Genomic DNA, 21034 nt, shown 5'->3' on the forward strand with positions numbered 1-21034 from the left:
TTTGTTTTATAAGAAATGAAAGAAATAAAAATAATAAAAAACAGATCGGATATAGGGGCAGGAACCAGAGGATCAGATATGGGAATTGATGCTATCGAAATTGCTGCAATTAACATCAATAATAATTATTTTTCACGTTTTAATTTTGAAGATGTCGAAACCGAAAACGAATCTATTTATAATAAAGTAAACAACTCATTTGCAAAGCGAATTGAGCATGTGTTTAATCAATGTTTACGAGTATCTAATGTAGTAGAACGTAATTTAAACGAAGGTGTTTTTCCGTTAGTAATCTCAGGAGACCATTCTTCAGCGTTAGGCACTTTAAGTGGTATAAAAGCAGCAAATCCAGATAAGCGAATAGGAGCAGTTTGGATTGACGCACATGCAGATTTGCATTCACCTTATACATCTCCCTCAGGGAATATTCATGGTATGCCATTGGCAGCAGCACTTGGCGACGATAATCTGAGTTGTCAGATTAATGAAGTTACTGGTGATACTAATACCTATTGGGAAGCTATAAAAAATATTGGTATTGATGGCCCTAAAATACACTCAGACGATTTAGTGTTTTTTGGAGTACGTGATACAGAAGCACCGGAAGATAAGCAGATAGAGAAATTGAACATCAAAAATTATCGTGTTGACGAAGTTCGTTATAGAGGGTTAGAAGTAGCTGTAAATGAAGCGATAGATAAGCTGAAAGATTGCGATATGATTTATATATCTTTTGATGTAGATAGTATGGATTGTGATTTAATTTCTTACGGTACAGGAACACCGGTTGCTAAAGGCTTTGATCAATACGAGGCGATGCAGATTATCAATAAATTGATAGAAACCAAAAAAGTAACTTGTTTAGAGTTTGTGGAAGTCAATCCGTTATTAGATACTAAAGGCAATAAAATGGCAGAAACAGCTTTTGAAGTTTTGGATAATGTCACCAGTACGTTGCAAGAAACATTAAATTAATATAACTTCAATGATTAACTAAAACTAAAATATTTTAGCTGATTAATAAATAACACGTAACATCATCAAAGCAAAAAAGCAGTCTTAACAGGCTGCTTTTTGTTTTTTATGTAGTTGGAATGCTCTGTGAGCTTGGGATTAATTTGTTACTTTAGTGCACATACAAAAATATATAGTTACCAGTAAGGAACTATATAAATGCGTTAGCAAATATTAAAAATAAAATTAGTCAAGTAATAGTATTCTTGAAAATGAATAAACATCATATATACATAAAGCCAGAAATTTTAGCTTTAAAGTTAAAGACGATATTTGACCCCTACTTTGTAAGAGGTTTAGAGAATTGGAAAAAATTCGCAGCATTAGGTGACGTTGTTTATTACCCTAAAGGAACTATTCTTAAAAAACCATATCAAGTTGAAAAATACTATTCTATTATACTTGAAGGAAGTGGAAGTATTCAACTTTGGAATGAAAATAATTATAAATGCTTGGATTTAACATATGACCTTGAAAAATTTGGAGATTATACATCTTTTATCACTCGACAGTCTACTCCTCTAGAAACCATATTACTTGAAGATTCTAAATTATTTCAAATTCCATATTATAATTTTCAAAAAATGCTAAGTGAGTCACCTGTTGGAGAAAAAATAACGAGAATAATGACAGAAGTTTTTCTAATTGAAAAGCAACAACAGCAAATAAACCTACTCACTAAAACTGCATCTGAAAGATTTTTAGAATTAAAAGAACAAGTACCTAACTTATTAAACCGAACTCCAAAAAAAAGTATTGCTTCTTATTTAGGGATTACTCCACAAAGTTTGAGTAGAATTACTAAAACTTTGATTTGATTTATCATATGGTAAGTTGTATTATATTTATTTTTTCAACTTTTGCATAATAAATTACTTAATCTATTTATTATGCAAGAAAAATCTACACTTCAAAAATCTAAAGAATTTCTTATTATCATTGGGTTTCCAATATTATATATATTATTCTGTGCTTCTCCATTTGCTTTAAAACTTTTTGATTCACATCAATCTAATTATTATATTCCCGTATGGAGTATAATAATTGCTTTACATTGGATTTCTGTATACGCTGTATATGTTGTTTTAAAAGAACAAGGAAAAACCTTTAAGGACATAGGTTATAAATTATCAAAAAAAGGAACTATTATTTTCATCTCTTGCTTTATTCTAGTTTCTTTAATTGTTTTTGGGTTTACAGAATTCACATTGGATGGTGTAGTTATAAATGATTCTAAATTGAATAAATTACCTAGTTTAATACCTAAAACAACTATAGAAAGACTCTTTTTTATGTTACTAGTTTTTTCTACAGGTTTTTGTGAAGAAATAGTATATAGAGGTTTTGCTATTAATGTACTTCAAAAAGTTGGAATAAATAAATGGATTGCTTTAGTAATTGCCGCAGTTATTTTTGTTGGCATACACGGTTATCAAGGCTATTCAAACAGATTTATTTTTCTTGTTACTGGTGGAATTGTATTTGGTACTATCTTTATTGTTAGTAAGAGATTAATACCTTCTATTATTTTACATTTATTAATTAACTTAACCTCTATGATGGCTATCCTTCAATTAGTCAATTAGAAATCTAAGAAACAATCAAGCAGTCTTAATAGGCTGCTTTTTTGTTTAAATAATTGAATTAAACACTTTACTTATAAATTCATCGTATTCACTCAAAATAAATTTTAGCATAGATTTTGATAAATTACTTTAGTATCAAATAAACTAACATTAAACATTATGCTAAAAAGATTGATAATCCTAACTATTGTAACTTTTCAATTCAATTACATTTATTCTAATCAGATTGATAATTTAAATAATACAGAAGAAGTATTACAATTTGTAAAATCATTTAATAAAGATTTCATTAACGATAAGTATGCAGAATTTCAAATCAGATCTACAAAAGAAATTTCTAAAGATTTAAATTGTGGAGGATTATTCAACAAGTGGAGTATCAAAAATTGGGAAAAAATAGATCTAAATAATGATAATTTGACAGATTTAATTGTAATAGGTTATTTGTATGATTACTTTACAATTGCAATTATAGATAAAAATCAAGGAGACTATAAAATACATAGGATAAATAAGAACCCTTTTGAAAAGTGTGAGCTTGTAAAACCAATAAAAGTTGAAGGTGAAAACCAGTTAAAAATTTTCCATAAAAAATATACACAAACAGGACTCTTTGAATTCGATTCTAAAAATTTAATTGATACGTTAAGCTTTAAGTATGATGATATATTAGAATTAAATGATGTTTTAGAAAATTATAATATTAAATCTATACAGCTAAAAACCAGTTACTGTTTTGGTTCTTGCCCTGTATTTACATTAAAAATGTATAAAAATGGTAATGTAGAATATAAAGGAGAAGAGTATGTTGATTATAAAGGTGAGTACAAAACTAAATTTCCAATCAAAAGATTTAATACACTAGCTGCAATCTTAAATTACATAAGAGTCAAAGAACTAAAAGACACCTATGCTGTTACTTGGACTGATGATCAAACTGCTTTTTTGGAAATAGAATTTAAAAATGGAGAGGTCAAGAAAATAAAAGATTATGGTTTACAAGGAACTTATGGCTTAAGAACTATTTATAATAAGATGATTGAAATAGGAACTAAGACAAAATGGAAAAAATGACGATAAGAATATCTATTTTTGATGATTTTATATAAAAAGTTAAATGAAAGTATTAGACAGACATAATATTAATAAGCTAAGTAAAATCTTGTATAATAGTAATATCATGCTCTCTGGAGATAGTCAATCATTTATTAAAATCAGTGAAAAACTCATTCTCAATCTACAAAATGAATATGATAAAGATAAATTAAGAAGAGTTATAGAAAGCGATTTAACGTCAACATATGGATTAGAAATTGAAGAAGATAAAATTCGTGAAATAACTAAAAAAGTTTATTCATGGTATCATAATTAAACTCTAATCATATTAATATACCTCTGAAGAGCAGTCTAACAAGCTGCTTTTTTTGTATAAATATGTAAATGGAAATGCTCTGGCGAGCTTACTTTTCATTAAATAGTTGTTATGTATATCTTAAAAAAAATAATCACACCACGTTAATCAGTATATTTGATTATATATTAATTGGTTTTATAAATCATATAGCATTCAAAATGAGAACAATTTTCACCTTACTTATTCTCACAATACTATACTCGTGTATTAATTCCTCAAAAGCAGACCAAAGCCAGCAGTCTGCCAATAATTTTTCACAAAACATTCTTTCTGAGAAATTTAAAGGAATGAATTATACAGGACCTGGTAGAGGCCCTTTAGGAACAGAACCTTTTTCATCAATGAAAGAAGTAGGTACAAACATTGTCGCATTAGTCCCGGAAGCATCCCTTTTTCAAAATAACCTAAAAGTTGTTCATGATTTTGAAGGGCAGTGGTACGGAGAAACATCAACAGCTATACTAGAAGGGGTTAAGCAAGCGAAAGAAGTTGGATTAAAAATAATGTTAAAACCGCACTTAGAACCAGGAATAGATGTTTCGGATTGGGAACGTCCTGAAGTAGACTTTACGGATAGTCTGTCTATTGTAGAATATGGTAAAAGTGCTAAGGAATTCTTTAATAAGGTAGATATTAAAGTTCGTAAAAGAACGAATTGGCGAGGAGATTTAATGGCAAAAAATGATGATGACTGGTTACTCATAGCTAATGCTTATGAACAATATATTTTAAAGTACGCTGTTATGGCAGACTCAATAAATGCGGATGCGTTTTGCATCGGAACTGAATTAAAAGTAATGGCTTTAGAAAAGCCTGATTATTGGAGATCTTTAATTAAAAAAGTAAGAAAAATATATAAAGGCCCTATTACCTATGCAGCCAACTGGGATAGTTTTGATCAAATTACGTTTTGGGATGATCTGGATTTTATCGGTATTGATGCTTATTTCCCATTGAGTGACAATAAAACACCTCAGGTAGAAGAATTACTTATATCATGGCAACCTGTTAAGGATAGGATTGAGAAACTACAACGCAAAGTAGGGAAACCCATTGTTTTTACTGAATGGGGGTATGAGAGTGAAGATTATGCAGGGAAAACACCATGGGGATCTGAAGGTGAAGTAAATATTGAAACACAGGTTAACTTGTATGAAAGTACGTTTCAAAGCTTTTGGGACGAATCATGGTTTTTAGGTGTCTTTATATGGAGATGGTCTCCTCCAAATGAGTTAGGAAGCTCATACAATTTCACACCAAGAGGAAAGCAAACCGAAACCGTAATAAAAGAATGGTTCAATAAAGAATAAAAATTTAATACTGAATAATTTTTATAATTCTCTAGCACTTATAATTTTAAGTTTTCCTTCTGCTACTGCAGAACACGATGCTGCATCATTTGGCGCAGTACTACTAGCTCCAGTTGTAACATCTAATACGACTTCAAATTCCTGATTTGGCACAGCTGCAGCTCTAAAAGTATGACTTGATAATGTTAATCCAGTAGCAGGATTTTCGATCAAGCCAATGACATTTAAACTATCATCAGCAATACTATGAGATAAAGGCGCCATTACTGCATTAATATTTGCATAGGCAGATGCAGGGCCATCTGTTATTTCAACTTTAGTTCTATACTCATAAGTTAAAGTTACTTCAATTCGTCCAGCTTGGCTTCCTCCAAATGTAACCTTATGACCTATTGCCCCTTCTCCAGTTGCTTTACCTAGCCCGTCAACTGCAGACGATGCAATAAAACTTCCTGTTTGAGTGTCAAAACTAGAACCAGCAATAGCATCAGAAGTGGTTACATTACTATTGCTTTCAGATTTATTAAACGATGGAGGCGTGTAAGTTCTACTCCATTTAGTTCTACCTCTTCTACGAGCTAAAAAAAACACTCCAATTATCAATAAGACGAGTAATAAAAAAATAAGAATATATTGTAGCATAAAACTTCTTTTTAATTGATTATTCAACTAAAGAAGATCAAGTTAATTGCTTAAGAGTCAAGACAGTAATCAAATATACAAAATAATATTAAACTTTAGTTATAGCGAAAATTAAAAAATAGATGAGTGTTTTTTTATAACATTTAAATTAATTGATGGGTATTACAATCTCTAAGTTGTATGATTCAACATCATATACGTAGTGATACGTATTGTTTGATACTATATTTTGTTTTTAAATTTTGATTCCGTACTAAAAATTAATATTACTGAAGCCAAAATAATAAAAGAAGATATAATTAACGACCAATATTGTTTTGGTTCTGAAATATTAGAATAATCAACATTCAAGACACTTATAATACTTGAAATTATTATTAAAATTGATGCTAGGTTTCTTTTAATCATTTTTTATCTATTTGAGTGCTTTCCGCTAATGAATGCCAACGTGTTGTGTATGGTTTCGTTGTATTAGGACTAATTTAGTAAACAAAAACGAACCAGAGGAAATTCCTTAGGATTTTCCGAGTATACACAGAACTAACAATTTTAACCACTGATTTTACTTTAACTGAAAATGTATGTGGTCGTCATGCCTCACAGCTTGGCAACCATGAAATCTTACTTTCTCATTTCTTAAATTCAGTCGATTTTTTAAATGAGGTTCGATAAATAGTTTTTCAACCACATTTTGTTTAAGAATTAGATTTATTAATTCTAGAGTTCCTTTTTCTGAAAACTTTATGTCCTTATTAATTTTTCCAAAAGTTATGTATTTTGGAAAATCGTATTGCCAACTTCCTTTGTTTTTACAAATAGAAATTTGATCGTATTCTTTTTCAGTTGGACTTTCATAAGCTCCATAGCCACTTACTGAAAGTTTTTTGTTAGTGAGTTTTCCATTTTGATTTTCATAAATGAGAGAAACATCTATTTTTTTTCCGTCGTTATGACTCAAATGTGGTAGTAAAGGGAATTTGTCAATAAATGGAAAGTTTGCATCTAGGTAAATCATTTTAATCCCACTATTTCTTTTTTCAAATTCGTTGGCTATTCTACCAATTGCTTTGTTTAATTCAGGTTTAACATAATTTCTATTTGCTAGTTTATAAAAAAATGAATGAGCTTGTAAAAATTCCGTTTCTTTTATTTTTTCACGACCAAAAGTAGGAGCGAGGTTGGGTACAATCAAATATGTCGTAAATAAGTATAATGTTACGAAAATTCCGATTCGCTTTAATCTTCTCTTTTTAGTTTTCTTTTTGATTAGAAGCAAAGAAAACAGATAAATTATTCCACCAATTTGAGTAACAGCAGTTAAAAGGATTATAATTATTATGTGAAGTATGATTTTCAACAGTATGTTCAACTTGTGACTAACGGTTTTGTGTATGATTTCGTTGTGAATTAGGTAACTAATTTAGCAATTTTTTGTACATGTTGTTGCCAAGTAGTGCTTATGTTTTAGAAATCATTTTCCGTCTCGTAATACATTTTCCCGTTTAGTGGAATCATAGTACTTATTGTATAAGAATGAGAAAAAGAAATCTTTTGTAATTCATAAATCTTGTTTATTGTAACTCTGTCCCAATATTCCAATGGAATATTTTCTACAATTCCGAAAATCATTTTATCTCCACCTTGGCATCTTGTATCGACAGAATGTTCTTTAGGAACAAAATCAAGTGTAAAGTCCAATTCTCCATTTTCCTTAAAGTATTTCCATTTTCCAATTCGGTAATAATAGAACACTCGGCAAGCTCCAGCTGTACAGCAATCTATATAAGAACTTATTTTATAATTTCCTTCTGCTGATAAAATTCCATTTGAATTATATTCTTTCCATAAATCAAACTTTAAAAAACTAACATCATTATTTTCAACTGCCATTTTTCCAATTCCGATAACTGTTCCTTTTTTGTTTTTGAGCTCAATCAATGAATCTTTTTCAGGAATTCCATTTTCAAGTTCTCCATAAAGTTTGTCATCTTGAATAAAAACCCGATTCTGATGTAGGTTTTTAGTTCCACAACTAAAAATCAAAATAATTATTATGAGGCTTATCGTTTTGTTCATTCTCGCATTATTTACAACATGTTTGTGTATGGTTAGTTGTGTTAGTTAAGAACTAAGTTAGCAAACAAAAACGAACCAGAGGAAATTTCGAAAGAATTTTCCAAGCAGGCTAGAAGCAGGCAATTAGCTATACACGTTAGGTACTAAAGATAATAAAAGGGCAGAAACGGCTTTCGAAGTTTTAGAGGATGTTACAAAAACATTGATAGAGAATATTTAAATAATATATATAACAAACAACGGTGTAGTAGGAGGTTTCATTTTAATGCCAATCATACCCACAATATCTACATTGCTTAGCTGTTGGGGTTCTTGCTATTCCACCACAATTAGAACACGTATTCAACGCCAATTCATTGAAGTGTTCATTAAAAACCCTTGCTGCTGCATTCTTATGAAATTCTTGAATTCCATTTTTTAATAATTTTAAAACTTCCGGATCACTCGAATTATCCCTTTCATAGGCAATAGTCATTTTCTCAACTCGATCCTTGTATGGTAGAAATTTCACCTGAGCTACATGATGTCTCATGGCTTTTTTCTCTACTTCGTTGTAAAAAGCTGTGCAATAAATTGAAATGTATTCTATAATATCTTCTTTATTTTTCACTCTTATTGCTGGTAACGCCCTGCTAAATGTAGTTCAGTTTTTCAGAATGAAAAGATAATAAATTCTTGAACAATAATTAGAGGAGTTAACTTCGAAATAATCTCGAATTATTGGTTATCAGCTAGCTTCGCGAAACGAAGTGTTTTATTAGATTGAGAATTCAAGAAACAGAATCAAATTGCTTTTATATATTGTTTGGTTATAAAAAACTTCTTACATTTGAGATAGTCCTTTATGCGCTTCAGGACTAAAAATTAATTCCCCTTACATGATTAATTTGTTTGAATAAATAGTGTAGCATGGCTACCTATTTAAGGTATGCTATCATATGTATTTATAATAATTAAAAAGTGTTTATATAATAGATATATACGTAATACGTATATCCAATTGTTAACCACAAGCTGAAAAATGAGAACTACAGAGATTAGAAAAATAATTGCCAAATCAGAAAACGCCGAATGGTTTAATACTATTGAGATATCAATTGAATACCCGAAAATTAATTTTTCCAGACGTTTTAAAGGAGTAAGTTCTATACACAGATTCCTGACCGAACAAGTCAAAGGTTGGGAAAAATATGGTAATAGCATCCCGAACGAATTGTCCAATTCAAAAAGATACTTTATAAATCTAAAATCTCGAATAGAAAATTTTGTCGATTTAAGACAAAATGACCATCAAAGCAATTTAGTTAGTTATTGGAGAAATGAACAAACTCAATTACAAAGCTATAATCAAAATAGTCCATTTTTTACTTACGATTCGCCACAAACCGAATTCCTAATTGATGTTCATAATAAATTCCCTTCTTCTTTTCAAGGAGCTTATCTTTTTACCATTGGTCAACATAGAACAAACAATAGGGACGAGCTGATTGGAGCAATTCTCGCCTATGAATTTGAATTAAAAGACCATACAGAGATTACTCAAAGAAGGGATAAAGAAAAGGCATCAATCAGTAGGTTAAGAAATGATTTTCAAAAACAAATTGTCAAATCAGAAAATGAACTCATCGAGCATCTAACAAATGCCAACAAAGAATATGAAAATTATGCTGGTAAAATAGATGAACTTAAAACCAACAAAGAGACAGCATTTGACGAGTGGTATAGTAAAATTCAGAATAAATTTTCAACATTTGATTCTGATTCAAAAAAGAAAATTTTAAATTTAGAAAACACTTATACAGAGAAACTTAAGCTCGAAAAACCTGCTCGTTATTGGAGCAAAAAATCTTCTAAATATTATAAAGATGCTAAAACTTCAAGAACTATAATTCTGTGGTTAGTTAGTTTATCGGCAATCTTTTTATCAGTATTATTGTTTACATCACCAGATTGGATTTTTCAAAATGTATTTAATGGCAATACAACTGCGATTGTGAGATGGTCTTTAGTTTTCATCACATTAATTTCCTTATTGGCGTATGCAATAAGAGCATTGACCAAAGTTATGTTTAGTTCATTTCATTTGGCAAGAGACGCGGAAGAAAGACATACACTCACTTTCTTTTATTTAGCCTTATTGAACGACACAACTGTAAGTGATGATGATAGGAAATTAATATTACAATCTTTATTTAGCAGAGTTGATACCGGGCTTTTAAAAGAAGATTCAGGACCAACAATGCCGAATGACTTTTTAAGCAAAATAATCAATAAGTAGTCAAAAGTTGAGTTTAAAAGAAAAATCCGAAAAGCTTAAAGAATTGGTTTCCACTTATGATACCAAATGGTTTCTTGGTGATTTATCATTTGTAATTCATAGTGGTAGAGAAAGAGCTTTTGACCAATTAGGTCAACTTTCTTCACCAATGAGACAATTACATTATTTAGCTGGACTTAATGTTTCAACTAATAAAGAAAATGGTGTGGATTATGTTTATAACCAAGAAAAATGAAGAAAGATGAATTAAAGCTAATTGTAACTATTTCAATTGCATTAGCTACATTAATTGGAGTAGTATACATAGCTATACTAGATAAAAGATTTAATTTAACTGATGGATTAAAAGCTATTAGTTTTGGGATAACTATTACAACTTTATTTTGGGCATTTTACTTTTCATATGGATGGAAATGGTGGATGTTAAATAAAATATTTTATCGACCAAACCTAAGTGGTACATGGTCTGGCACATTAAAGTCAGATTGGGAAGATGAAAATGGAGAAAAAGTTGGAGACATAGAGTTTTATCTAGTTATAAGACAAAGCTTTTTAAGAATTCATTTTACAACTTTTACAAATTCGTTTATTGGTATTTCATACTCGGAAACCATGGCTCTTAAAAAAGAAACTGGCCTAAAAAATGTAGCGTACTTGTATCGTAAAGAAACAAGTCAAGATGACAATGAAATTCTTCAAGAGGGAGCTACTGAACTTAGACTAATTGATTCAAATCCTAAAGAATTGGTTGGGAGATATTGGAGCAACCAAAAGACCAATGGAAAGATTAATGTTTCCTTTGTTTCAAGCGAAATTGTAGATTCTTTTAATGATGCTAAATCTTTGAAAAATAATGGGTAACAATATATTTATTCGATTAGATGTAGACAATGCAGGCGACAGCATTGAATTAGCTTTGTTAGAATCTGACCCTAAGAAAGCTCAGCACGTGCATGATATGATTCAAGAAAACATCAACTTAATCGTAGATATGATTCAAGAAAAGCATACAAGAGTAGTACTTATGAAAGGGTCTGACGATATTTTATTCTCTGTTAATAAAAATGAATTCGATATAAATTTCTTAAAAAAAGTCAAATCGGAATTTAAATTGAGAACAGGCTTCTCTATTAGTATTGGAGTTGGGTCAACTATAACTCAATGCTTGTTGAACTTACGAATTGCAAAAGTATCAGGAAAAGATAAAATAGTAGAAAGTAAAAACAGATAACAATGTGTATTGTGCATAGCACCCTTTGGGATGCTACGACACCATACACGGAACGTTATCAGCAATTAAATTTTAAAATGATAGATTGGTTAAATAACAAATACGATATAGCTTTAGAAACAGATCAATTAAAAGAGATTCAAAATTTTACATTGCTCTGGAATATTTTTGAAAATTTAATATTTGAAACAAGATTCTCTGTTAATCAAATCGAAGATAAATTAGCAGATATTAATTTAGATCAAGAAATAATAAGTGAAACATTTGATTATTGTAAAAATCGATATATAAACAACAATGAAACAAACGAGAGATTTGAATATTTATATTTAAGAAATAATGATAATCCAGATTTAGTGAGAGAAACACTTATATCTGATAACCCTACAGACTTAAATAAAGTGAAAGTAGTTGTAACAATTGTATCTCGTTTTAGAAATAATCTTTTTCATGGTATTAAAGACTTCAAAAAACTTCATCTTCAAAAAGAAAACTTTGAAATGTCAAACAAATTACTTCAATCAATTCTAAATTCTAATAATTATACTTAATGCTCATAGTCAACAAAATACAATTCATTGAAGCTAATTTCGATTCTGAACAGGAATTAGAAGACGTAGTAATTGAAAACTACGAATTAATATTTGGGTCAAATTCAATTTTTCTTCCTAAAAAGAAAATAAAAACCTCAGATGGATCGGGAACAATTCCAGATGGCTTCGCAATTGATCTTGAATCAAGATCTTGGTATCTGATGGAAGCTGAACTTGCTAAACATAGTGTATGGTCTCATATAGCTCCTCAAGTCAGCAAGCAGGTAATAGCTGCAGCTCAACTTGAATCAAAACAACAAATAATAGAATTAGCGATAAAGCAATTCGAGACAGATGATAACACAAAAGAAAAATTTAGAGACTTAGAAATAAGAGATATCCATATTCGAAAAGAATTAGCAGAAATATTAGAACAAGAACCTATAATTGCAATACCTATAGACAGAATAACGGAAGATTTAAAACAATGGGCAGAAACTTTAAAATTCCAAGTAAAACTATGGTTAATCAATAAGTTCGTTGAATTCGGAAATGAAACAAATATTGGATATCAATTCCCAGATGAAAACAGACCAGATATTGATACCTCAACTAGTAGTTCAAATGGTAAAAAGAAAATAGCAACTTACAATGTTAAACTTTCAGATTTAATAGAAGAAGACATATTAAATGTTGGAGACGAATTAATAATGTCCTACAAAGCAAGAGATGGTAAAAGAAAAAAGTACACAGCTATAATTCTAGAAAATGGCTCACTAGAAGTATTGGGTAAAACCTTTACGTCGTTAAGCTACGCAGCAATGTGTGGTATTAAAGATGCAGGAAGCACAAGAAGAACAGTAAATGGATGGAGTTCATGGAAATTCAAAGGAAAAAAACTCAAACAAATTCGAAGAGAATATTTAGAAATGAAAAATAGTTAATAACATATGATTATGATGGCATACCCTTTGGTACGCCACATATCATAATCTCGTTATAAAACCTAATTTTTCTTTACCGCTGGTGTTGAATATGCAGGAGGTCTTACCTTAATTTCTCCTTGTAATTGCAATAATCGTAATGCCTCTTTTACAGCGCGTTCTAATTGAGGGTCTCTACCAGTGTTTAATGCTTTAGCATCTTGACGCACAGCAATATCTGGAGCTACACCTTCATTTTCTGCTACCCATTTGTTATTAATAGGATCAAACACCGCATTGTCTGGTGCGGTTAATGAGCCTCCATCTATTAAAGCATAATGTGTAGACGATTTTACCAAACCACCCCAGGTGGTTGCACCAATTAGTGGCCCTGCATTTTGTTGGCGAAATACCCAAGGAAAGAAATCTCCTCCAGAACCTGCAAGCTCATTAATTAATAACACTTTTGGTCCTAAAATACCAGCAGGCAAACGCATTGGTTTTGTTTGTCCGTTAGGAACTTCATTAGTTAATCCGGCTCTAAGACTTCTCGTCATTAAATCTACCATATAATCATCTAGTAAACCACCACCATTAAAACGCTCATCAATAACAGCACCTTGTTTATCTTGTTGTGCAAAGTAATAACGATTAAAAGAGACAAACCCTGGGCCTCCAGTATTTGGTACCCAGATATAGGCTAATTTTCCGTTAGAAAGCTTATCGACCAAACGTCTGTTATCTTCTACCCAGGCACGTTGACGCAATGCATTTTCACTACGAATAGGTTCTACGATCTCCTTCCAGGAATCTTTAAAATTGGCAACTTTATTAATGTGTAAAATCGTTTGCTGCCCTGCTGTACCATCTAAAAATTGATAAGGGTCGTCATTAGCAGTCAACTCTTTCCCATTAATACCAACAAGATAATAACCTTCTTCTATTTTTAACTCAGGACGATCTAAGGGGCTAGATAACCCAGGATTCCAACTTTCGGTTGTATAAATACGTGTTATTTTCCAACGGTTTTTATCAGCAACCAAATCGGCACCTAATAAACCAATCGTACTGCGATCTACTCTTGGGAAATCACCACCACGAACAAAACTATGTCCTACAGATAACTCACCATTCATTTGATCTAAAATGTAATTTAGGTCACTACGGTGTTTTACAAAAGGAATTAATGGAGCGTAACGCTTGTATACTTTATTCCAATCACGACCATGTAAATTAGGGTCGTAAAAATAATCACGCTCATAACGCCAGGCTTCTTCAAACATTTGAGACCACTCTTCGGCGCGATTCAATTTCATTTTTAAATCTACTTTTAATGTCTTTCCGCTCTTGGCATTGGCTCCAGAAGTTTTTATGACTTTCCAATTCGAGCCAATTCGAGCTAACATATGTTTTCCATCTGTAGATACCGAAATTTGTGAAGCTCCCTTGGTAAACTCTGCAGCTTTACCTTTTTCAATACTATATTTATGTAATGTTACTCCAGGCGAATTAGGAATACGTTCAGAAATAAATACGGTGCCTTTTGCACCTTTATATGTGGATCCATAATTACGAACCGGCATTGGTAATGCATCAGTACGGCGCTCTATACCTTCAAAATCTATAGTAACACCATTATCTTCTTTTTTAGAATCTTTTTCAGATTTTGCTTTATCACCACTCTTTTTATCTTCTTTTTTTACACTTTCTTCATCACTTTTAGGTTTAAAAGTAGAAGGGTCATCTTTTCTAAGATTCACCACATAAGCTGCATAATTTGGATTAGCTGTTATGGCGCTGGTATTTGCCCAACCAGAACCAAGTGCTAAATTGGTACTTGCTAAAAAATATAGGTGATGCCCATCTGTATCCCAAGATGGAGAAAACGAATCTGCAAAAGCATTTGTAATCGCTTTTACCGTATTATCTTTTAAAGACCAAACATGAACTTGTCTGAAGTTGTTAGATCCAGATTTAGCATAAGCTAACCATTGCGAATCTTTAGACCAAGTTAAGCCTAATCGTCCTCTTTCTAAATTATTCCCGCCAACATCAACTGTTTTTATGGATTTAACTTCAAGATCAACAATTCGTATTCGAACATCATCATCTACAAAAGCAATATATTTAGCATCAGGAGACCAGGTGGGCTCCCAACCTAATTTAGATTCGCCAATAGAAATACTTCTAGGTTTAGATAACCCATCTTGATTAGCAATCATTAAGGAGTAACCTTTACCTCCAGCATCCGAAAACCAAGCTACTTCATCACCTTTAGGCGACCATATTGGTGCACGATCTGCAGTATTAGAATTTTGGGTAATATTTCTCGCATTTCCATTTTCTACAGGGATCGTAAAAATTTCTCCACGGGCTTCTACAATAGCACGTTTAGCATTAGGCGATAAAGAAGCAGAGCGACTTCGCCTGCTTACATCTTCCCATTTTGTTTCAGCCCAAGGAAAGTCACCAGTAACATTAATTTGTAATTGTGTGGTGTTTCCTGTAGATGGATTTAAGGTATGTAAATAACCATCTCTTTCAAAAGCTATTAAATTTCCGTTTCCAGAAATGGCTTTAATATCAGAACCTTTATGTGTAGTAACTTGTGTTAAATCTTTTGTTTTTGGATTAAAAGACCAAAGGTTACTTGTAAAATCTCTATCGGATAAGAAATAAATTAGATCTCCCATCCATAGTGGGTGAACATCAGTCGTTTTTTCATTTGGTAATAAAACCTCTTCATTGGTTTTTAGATCTAATACAATCAGTGGTGTATTTTGCCCTCCGCGATATTCCTGCCATTCAGTATCCCATCTGCTTACTCTATCGATAGCTATTTGTTTTCCATTAGGAGAAAAAGAACCACGAGCTCCCCATTGTTGGTTTAACATTGTCGACGGACCACCATCTTTAGAAACTGTCCATAAACGATTAAAACCACTAGGAGCAGAGTTGCGAGATGTAGCATACAAAATATGTTTCCCGTCTGGTGTCCAACCACGAGCTAAAGCAGCACTAGGATGCCAAGTTAAACGTGTTACATCTCCACCATTTACAGAAACCGTATATACAGCATTACTACCAGAACGGTTAGAAGTAAAAGCGATGTGTTGCCCATCGGGTGAAAAATGTGGATCAGACTCTACTGCAGCTGTACTTGTTAACCTGATAGCATTAGTACTGTTTAATGGAGTCACCCATAGATCGCCACCATAAGTAAACGCAATATGTGTATTGCTTATAGTTGGTTGCCTTAATAATCGTGTACCTTGTGCTATCGATACTGTCGTGAAAAATGTGATGCTTATAGATATAAAAAATCTAAATGTAGCTATTGAAAAGAGTTTCATAAGGATTGATTTTAGTCTGAATTTGACGAATTTAAAGATTTTTGGTTACAATCTATGGTGCTTTAAGATTTTGTTGCGAGTTTTGGTTAACTTTAAAACTGTAAAAATGAAATAATAATGAAGTATTATTTAAGTGTATTGGTCTTAGCGCTTTTCTTTTCTTGTGATAAGAATAGAAAAATAGAATTTGTAGAATTTACAACAAGTTCTGATTCTACTATGTATTACTATAATTTAGGATGGAAACAGATTATGGATTATGGAGACTATTCTGAAGCAGAAGTGTCTTATAGAAAAGCGCTCTCTTTTGATAACAATTTTTTAGTAGGCCAGAGTATTTTAGCTCGAATAACTCCTGACTTAGATGAACGTTTAGCGATATATGATCGATTAGAAGAAGAAAAGCAAAAAATAGATGGGGATGAGCGTTTAATATTAGATGTATATATAGCTTTAACAAAATATACAAATATGAGAGACCAGAACTCTCCAGATACAAAAAATGCTTTAGAAGAAGCTTTTAAACTTGGAGAGGCAAACTTGCAGCAGATCGTACATAAATATCCTAGTGAAGTGTATTTAAAATCTGAATATATAGAAGTGTTACACGCTATATATGGAGCAGAACCAACGTTAGATTCTATCGCTAATTTAGCTACTGGAAATCATGCAAAAAATCCTTTTATCTTAGGTTATAAAGCAATTTTAATTGCTGAAACAGGAGCATATGATGAAGCTTTAATTTATGCTAAAGAATTAAGTGATATCCTTAAGGATAAACCTGTAGCAAAACCAGATGCAATTTTAGCAGATATTTACTTTAAAAAAGAAGATTATAAGACAGCAAAAATTCATGCAGATAAAGCAAATAGCATTGATCCTAGAAATTTAGATGCAAGCCGATTAAAAGCTAGAATAGATGCTGAGTTAGAGAATTGATGATTTTCTACTTTGCTTTTGTACATTCAATTTTCCAGGTAGGGAACACTATTTTTTCAGTTTTATCAACCCATTCCCCTACCCATTTATACCCTGTTTTAGAGATGTCATAAAACGTTAAACGATAATAACCCTCCATTCCGTTTGGCGCTTTTTGCTCTCGATATAACACAATATTTTTTTCGTCTTTTTTATTTCCCTCCCATACAGGTAAAACTGTAGTTGATCCAGCAGAAGAATAATAATGCACATACCAGCGACTACTGTCTGCTATAAACTGCCGTATGCTTCCAGAATGTCTGCCATCTATTTTTAATGTTTCGTCTTGTACAGCCATACCATTCATGATATATTTAAAACGCCAAGTCATATCTATTGGTTCTGACCAAGTCTGATCTGCATTTCTGTTAGTAGATTTACAATTACACAAGCCAATTAAGGGTTGAAAATCTTTTATTTGCTGAGGTGCTTTTGGGTTAGCTTTTCCAAAAGGAAATTCTTTAGAAGGTTCATAATTGTATTGTGCAAAGCTTATAAATGTAGAAAGCATTAAAAGATAACCGATTCGTTTTTTCATTGATTTTAATTTTTGTGTTTTTCAAATCAATAAAAAATAAAGATAGACAACTCAAATATTGCAGAGAACAGAACTTATTTTGCAGTAAATAGGTTTAGTATTAAGCTAAATGATTTTTTACGAGCTTTAAATTAGGTTTAGATACTGGTATTTTAGAATCATCGGTTAAGATAATATTAGGATTGCCAGATAAACTAATTTCTTTAATCATCAACATGTTAACGATAGCTTTTCGATGTACTCTTAAAAAATTACTTCCTAGCTTTTCGTTCAGTGCTTTTAATGAGCTTCGCATAGTATATGAAGCTTCATTTTGGGTGTGTACTCTAACACAATAATCATCGGCTTCAATCCATAAAATATCTTGAACAGGAATAATTTTGCGTTTATTTCCAATTTTAATATTTAAGATTGTAGCACTGTCATCAATTTTAGTACTTAATTTTTTATATGCTAAATTATGTGTGATTTTTAATTCTGAAAGCTCGTGAACCTGTATTTGTAATTGTTCGTTAGAGAAATATAAATAAGAAATTACAGCAATAGCAATATAACCTAGAGTGTAAACTGGAATTTTTTGAAAAGCATAAAAAGGAAGAAATTCCTTTACTAAAGAGGACATTGAAAAAGGACTTTCGCTAATTAATAGTTGACTAAAAGCATTTATTAAAATACTTAATAAAACTAAGCTTAAGATGACAACTCCGTATGTTATAAATATTTTAAATGTAAATTTTCTGGAAACTTGATTTTTAAAATATTGTATTAAAATAAGAGATAACACCATCCATATCGTCCAACTCAAAGCTTGAGGTTTTAAAATACTTAAAAAAGTTGCAGCATCATTAATGTTATATTTTTTTACATAATAAAGCTGTTGACATGTTTCGAATACAATAGCGATTATTAAAATCGAAATAACGATTAAAATACTCTTCTTTTTATTCGAGATATTGGCTGTAAATCGAAACATTTATATATTATTTCCTACCTGTATTTACTGATATGTGATTTTTAGTAGAATCACTAATTAAAACACTAAGCTCTTTAAATTCTTCTTTAGTTAATTCACGATATTCACCTAAAGGCATATCTAATTTTATGTTCATAATACGAATACGTTGCAGTGCTATAACTTCATAATTTAAGTATTCGCACATACGACGTATCTGTCGGTTTAACCCTTGCGTTAAAATGATTTTAAACTGATACGTACTTACTCGTTTTACTTTGCATTTTTTAGTTATGGTATCCAAAATTGGAATACCATTAGACATACGTTCTATAAACGTTTGAGAGATAGGTTTATCTACAGTAACCAGATATTCTTTTTCGTGATTATTGCTCGCACGCAATATTTTATTGACGATATCTCCATCGTCTGTTAGCAATATTAAACCTTCGCTAGGCTTATCTAACCTGCCTATAGGAAAAACACGTTTTGGGTAATTAATAAAATCGATAATATTATCTTTTTCTACACGAGTATCTGTGGTACAAACAATACCAACAGGTTTATTAAGTGCTAAATACACAAACTCTGTTTTAGAATTTGTGATTTGAGCTCCATCTACATGAACTATATCACTAGGTTTTACTTTAGTGCCCATTTCGGGAACTTTACCATTAATTGTAACACGACCTTCATCAATAAGTTTATCAGCTGCACGACGTGAGCAATATCCAACTTCACTTAAATATTTATTAAGGCGAGTGAGTTTTTCTTCCATAAAACAAAAATACAATAAACTTTAGCGATTTATAAACTCCATAACTGTATTAACTACATCTAAATGCTTTAAAGAATGCCCAAAACCTGTAGTAGAAACAAATTCAGAATCATCATAATTTTTGTGAATGCGTAGGGCATCAGAATATGGAATGATTTTATCTTGAGTATCATGAATTAAAAGCCCTTTTTGAGAAATATTTTTTACAAAATTTGCCACCGAAAAATAACTGGGATATTCTCCAAAGCGATTATAAATAATAGTATCTAATTGCTCTTCAATAGCTTTATTGTAACCCATCATAATGACATAGCGTTTAAACACATCTTTAAAATCTGAAGGAGAGCCTAAAAGCACAAGTTTTTCTACAGCATTAAATTGAAATTTATGCATAAAAAAAGTAGTTGCCATAGCACCAACTGAGTGTCCTATAATTATTTTTGGTTGGAATTTAGTAGCAACAACGTTAATGAATTCGGCATACAAAATAGCATTAAATGTTTGGCTTCCAGAATCTCCGTGAGCGGGTGCATCTAAAGCGATAACCCTATAGCCTTCTTTTAATAGTGCTTTAATTTTCTTTTTCCAACGCGCAGCATTGCTTTCCCAGCCGTGTACAAGTAAAACAGTGTCTTTATGACCTTCCCATTTATAGGTAGCTATTTTAAATTTCTCGTAGGATAAAGTTTTCCTTTCAGCAGTATTTAAAAAACCTAAATGCTTTTCGGTGAGCTTCCCTTTTCTTGGTGTTGCAAATAATTGTAATGCTTTTTCAGCAGCATTATTGATCGAAATGTAACTGTAAAAATTTAAACTAATTCCAATTACTTTTGGAATATATTTTTTCATTTTTCAGGCCATTGCATAAAAAATGCATTGATTTTTGCTTCACCAGGAACCTGTAAAACATCTATCTTAGAATTGGTGTTAAACCACATTTCTGAGGGTAACTCATCTTTAGAGATTATGAAAAAAGAATTGATTTCGTTAACAGAAACAATAAGGCTTCTAAATGTTTTTTCTATACTAGATACGTTGTAGTTATCATTAATATCTTTAAAAGTACTCATTGAGTTTATCCCTTTACTTGTTAAGTATCTGGAATCTAAAACTCGTATTTTTTTTATAGTAGCCGTAGAGTCTAACGCTTGAGTAGGTGTGAGTGTTAATAGATGATTACCACCTTTTTCGTAAACTTGAATGTCATTTATATTACCAGTAAATTCATCTCCACTTGTATATTTAACAATAGAATCATTGCTGAAAATAGTTTTTAAATCTTTTACTTGAGTAGAATCATTTAAAAGCCCAATATTTTGTTTTGAAATTGAAAACGGATTAATTTCTTTAGTGCAAGAAACCAATATAAAAAGGCAAAGTATTAAGGCTAAAAGTGTTTGTTTCATTTAAACGAATGTTATTTGTTGT

General features: G+C 31.2%; 24 protein-coding genes. 13 read left to right on the plus strand and 11 right to left on the minus strand.

What is annotated here, in order from left to right:
- The first annotated feature begins 15 nt into the window (after positions 1–15).
- From D1817_04955 to D1817_04980, 6 genes are all read left to right on the plus strand, one after another.
- Positions 16–975, plus strand: coding sequence for an arginase (locus tag D1817_04955; protein AXT19241.1), 960 nt, complete (start codon positions 16–18; stop codon positions 973–975).
- A 251-nt stretch (positions 976–1226) separates the two neighbouring features.
- Complete coding sequence (locus D1817_04960; GenBank protein ID AXT19242.1) at positions 1227–1832, plus strand: Crp/Fnr family transcriptional regulator; 606 nt, start codon at positions 1227–1229, stop codon at positions 1830–1832.
- A 72-nt stretch (positions 1833–1904) separates the two neighbouring features.
- Positions 1905–2600: a CPBP family intramembrane metalloprotease gene (locus D1817_04965; GenBank protein AXT19243.1), complete on the plus strand. Its 696-nt coding sequence runs from the start codon at positions 1905–1907 to the stop codon at positions 2598–2600.
- 159 nt (positions 2601–2759) lie between these two features.
- Positions 2760–3674, plus strand: a complete 915-nt coding sequence (locus D1817_04970) for a hypothetical protein (protein ID AXT19244.1) — start codon at positions 2760–2762, stop codon at positions 3672–3674.
- A gap of 43 nt (positions 3675–3717) precedes the next feature.
- Positions 3718–3972, plus strand: a complete 255-nt coding sequence (locus D1817_04975; GenBank protein ID AXT19245.1) for a hypothetical protein — start codon at positions 3718–3720, stop codon at positions 3970–3972.
- 68 nt (positions 3973–4040) lie between these two features.
- Positions 4041–5324 carry a hypothetical protein gene (locus D1817_04980; protein AXT19246.1) on the plus strand — a complete coding sequence of 428 codons (1284 nt, stop codon included), beginning with the start codon at positions 4041–4043 and terminating at the stop codon, positions 5322–5324.
- A 21-nt stretch (positions 5325–5345) separates the two neighbouring features.
- On the opposite strand, the gene D1817_04985 is transcribed toward D1817_04980, so the two are convergent.
- The 5 genes from D1817_04985 to D1817_05005 form a co-directional block, all read right to left on the minus strand.
- On the minus strand, positions 5346–5927 hold the full coding sequence (locus D1817_04985; protein ID AXT19247.1) for a hypothetical protein: 582 nt from the start codon (positions 5925–5927) through the stop codon (positions 5346–5348).
- A 261-nt stretch (positions 5928–6188) separates the two neighbouring features.
- On the minus strand, positions 6189–6374 hold the full coding sequence (locus tag D1817_04990) for a hypothetical protein (GenBank protein AXT19248.1): 186 nt from the start codon (positions 6372–6374) through the stop codon (positions 6189–6191).
- A gap of 154 nt (positions 6375–6528) precedes the next feature.
- The gene (locus tag D1817_04995) at positions 6529–7323 is read right to left on the minus strand and encodes a hypothetical protein (protein AXT19249.1); all 795 of its coding nucleotides are present in this window, start codon (positions 7321–7323) and stop codon (positions 6529–6531) included.
- Between the two features lie 107 nt (positions 7324–7430).
- Positions 7431–8042: a hypothetical protein gene (locus tag D1817_05000; protein AXT19250.1), complete on the minus strand. Its 612-nt coding sequence runs from the start codon at positions 8040–8042 to the stop codon at positions 7431–7433.
- Positions 8043–8304: 262 nt separating this feature from the next.
- On the minus strand, positions 8305–8652 hold the full coding sequence (locus D1817_05005) for a hypothetical protein (GenBank protein AXT19251.1): 348 nt from the start codon (positions 8650–8652) through the stop codon (positions 8305–8307).
- Positions 8653–9063: 411 nt separating this feature from the next.
- On the opposite strand from D1817_05005, the gene D1817_05010 reads away from it, so the two are divergent.
- The 6 genes from D1817_05010 to D1817_05035 are packed head-to-tail and all read left to right on the plus strand — an operon-like array spanning position 9064 to position 13028.
- On the plus strand, positions 9064–10320 hold the full coding sequence (locus D1817_05010) for a hypothetical protein (GenBank protein ID AXT19252.1): 1257 nt from the start codon (positions 9064–9066) through the stop codon (positions 10318–10320).
- 7 nt (positions 10321–10327) lie between these two features.
- Positions 10328–10555: a hypothetical protein gene (locus D1817_05015; GenBank protein ID AXT19253.1), complete on the plus strand. Its 228-nt coding sequence runs from the start codon at positions 10328–10330 to the stop codon at positions 10553–10555.
- Positions 10552–11181: a hypothetical protein gene (locus tag D1817_05020; protein AXT19254.1), complete on the plus strand. Its 630-nt coding sequence runs from the start codon at positions 10552–10554 to the stop codon at positions 11179–11181. Before D1817_05015 ends, D1817_05020 begins: the two co-directional genes overlap by 4 nt.
- A complete protein-coding gene (locus tag D1817_05025; GenBank protein AXT19255.1) occupies positions 11174–11551 on the plus strand; it encodes a mCpol domain-containing protein in 378 nt (125 codons plus the stop codon). Before D1817_05020 ends, D1817_05025 begins: the two co-directional genes overlap by 8 nt.
- A 2-nt stretch (positions 11552–11553) precedes the next feature.
- On the plus strand, positions 11554–12102 hold the full coding sequence (locus tag D1817_05030) for a hypothetical protein (protein ID AXT19256.1): 549 nt from the start codon (positions 11554–11556) through the stop codon (positions 12100–12102).
- A complete protein-coding gene (locus D1817_05035) occupies positions 12102–13028 on the plus strand; it encodes a hypothetical protein (protein ID AXT19257.1) in 927 nt (308 codons plus the stop codon). The genes D1817_05030 and D1817_05035 overlap by 1 nt, the downstream gene beginning before the upstream one ends.
- A 62-nt stretch (positions 13029–13090) precedes the next feature.
- On the opposite strand, the gene D1817_05040 is transcribed toward D1817_05035, so the two are convergent.
- Positions 13091–16360 carry a protease gene (locus D1817_05040; protein AXT19258.1) on the minus strand — a complete coding sequence of 1090 codons (3270 nt, stop codon included), beginning with the start codon at positions 16358–16360 and terminating at the stop codon, positions 13091–13093.
- Positions 16361–16477: 117 nt separating this feature from the next.
- On the opposite strand from D1817_05040, the gene D1817_05045 reads away from it, so the two are divergent.
- Positions 16478–17299 carry a hypothetical protein gene (locus D1817_05045; GenBank protein AXT19259.1) on the plus strand — a complete coding sequence of 274 codons (822 nt, stop codon included), beginning with the start codon at positions 16478–16480 and terminating at the stop codon, positions 17297–17299.
- Positions 17300–17306: 7 nt separating this feature from the next.
- Here D1817_05045 and D1817_05050 read toward each other — a convergent pair whose 3' ends face one another.
- From D1817_05050 to D1817_05070, 5 genes are all read right to left on the minus strand, one after another.
- Positions 17307–17876, minus strand: coding sequence for a hypothetical protein (locus D1817_05050; GenBank protein ID AXT19260.1), 570 nt, complete (start codon positions 17874–17876; stop codon positions 17307–17309).
- 100 nt (positions 17877–17976) lie between these two features.
- Positions 17977–18849 (minus strand): LytTR family transcriptional regulator, encoded by an 873-nt coding sequence (locus D1817_05055; GenBank protein AXT19261.1) that lies wholly within the window; start codon positions 18847–18849, stop codon positions 17977–17979.
- A 7-nt stretch (positions 18850–18856) separates the two neighbouring features.
- The gene (gene rluF / locus D1817_05060; protein AXT19262.1) at positions 18857–19606 is read right to left on the minus strand and encodes a 23S rRNA pseudouridine(2604) synthase RluF; all 750 of its coding nucleotides are present in this window, start codon (positions 19604–19606) and stop codon (positions 18857–18859) included.
- 21 nt (positions 19607–19627) lie between these two features.
- A complete protein-coding gene (locus D1817_05065; GenBank protein ID AXT19263.1) occupies positions 19628–20455 on the minus strand; it encodes an alpha/beta hydrolase in 828 nt (275 codons plus the stop codon).
- Positions 20452–21012, minus strand: coding sequence for a hypothetical protein (locus D1817_05070; GenBank protein ID AXT19264.1), 561 nt, complete (start codon positions 21010–21012; stop codon positions 20452–20454). Before D1817_05070 ends, D1817_05065 begins: the two co-directional genes overlap by 4 nt.
- Positions 21013–21034: the final 22 nt, after the last annotated feature.

This window comes from Flavobacteriaceae bacterium (assembly GCA_003443635.1).
Lineage (GTDB): Bacteria > Bacteroidota > Bacteroidia > Flavobacteriales > Flavobacteriaceae > AU392.

What these genes read in the sequence shown, in the direction of transcription:
- D1817_05020 (AXT19254.1), top strand. Translation starts at nt 10,552, where the DNA reads ATGAAGAAAGATGAATTAAAGCTAATTGTAACTATTTCAATTGCATTA.
- D1817_04980 (AXT19246.1), top strand. Translation starts at nt 4,041, where the DNA reads ATGGAAATGCTCTGGCGAGCTTACTTTTCATTAAATAGTTGTTATGTA.
- D1817_05000 (AXT19250.1), bottom strand. Translation starts at nt 8,042, where the DNA reads ATGAACAAAACGATAAGCCTCATAATAATTATTTTGATTTTTAGTTGT.
- D1817_04970 (AXT19244.1), top strand. Translation starts at nt 2,760, where the DNA reads ATGCTAAAAAGATTGATAATCCTAACTATTGTAACTTTTCAATTCAAT.
- D1817_05030 (AXT19256.1), top strand. Translation starts at nt 11,554, where the DNA reads ATGTGTATTGTGCATAGCACCCTTTGGGATGCTACGACACCATACACG.
- D1817_04990 (AXT19248.1), bottom strand. Translation starts at nt 6,374, where the DNA reads ATGATTAAAAGAAACCTAGCATCAATTTTAATAATAATTTCAAGTATT.
- D1817_05055 (AXT19261.1), bottom strand. Translation starts at nt 18,849, where the DNA reads ATGTTTCGATTTACAGCCAATATCTCGAATAAAAAGAAGAGTATTTTA.
- D1817_05050 (AXT19260.1), bottom strand. Translation starts at nt 17,876, where the DNA reads ATGAAAAAACGAATCGGTTATCTTTTAATGCTTTCTACATTTATAAGC.
- D1817_05070 (AXT19264.1), bottom strand. Translation starts at nt 21,012, where the DNA reads ATGAAACAAACACTTTTAGCCTTAATACTTTGCCTTTTTATATTGGTT.
- D1817_05025 (AXT19255.1), top strand. Translation starts at nt 11,174, where the DNA reads ATGGGTAACAATATATTTATTCGATTAGATGTAGACAATGCAGGCGAC.
- D1817_05065 (AXT19263.1), bottom strand. Translation starts at nt 20,455, where the DNA reads ATGAAAAAATATATTCCAAAAGTAATTGGAATTAGTTTAAATTTTTAC.
- D1817_04965 (AXT19243.1), top strand. Translation starts at nt 1,905, where the DNA reads ATGCAAGAAAAATCTACACTTCAAAAATCTAAAGAATTTCTTATTATC.
- D1817_05045 (AXT19259.1), top strand. Translation starts at nt 16,478, where the DNA reads ATGAAGTATTATTTAAGTGTATTGGTCTTAGCGCTTTTCTTTTCTTGT.
- D1817_05035 (AXT19257.1), top strand. Translation starts at nt 12,102, where the DNA reads ATGCTCATAGTCAACAAAATACAATTCATTGAAGCTAATTTCGATTCT.
- rluF (AXT19262.1), bottom strand. Translation starts at nt 19,606, where the DNA reads ATGGAAGAAAAACTCACTCGCCTTAATAAATATTTAAGTGAAGTTGGA.
- D1817_05010 (AXT19252.1), top strand. Translation starts at nt 9,064, where the DNA reads ATGAGAACTACAGAGATTAGAAAAATAATTGCCAAATCAGAAAACGCC.
- D1817_04960 (AXT19242.1), top strand. Translation starts at nt 1,227, where the DNA reads ATGAATAAACATCATATATACATAAAGCCAGAAATTTTAGCTTTAAAG.
- D1817_04975 (AXT19245.1), top strand. Translation starts at nt 3,718, where the DNA reads ATGAAAGTATTAGACAGACATAATATTAATAAGCTAAGTAAAATCTTG.
- D1817_04955 (AXT19241.1), top strand. Translation starts at nt 16, where the DNA reads ATGAAAGAAATAAAAATAATAAAAAACAGATCGGATATAGGGGCAGGA.
- D1817_05040 (AXT19258.1), bottom strand. Translation starts at nt 16,360, where the DNA reads ATGAAACTCTTTTCAATAGCTACATTTAGATTTTTTATATCTATAAGC.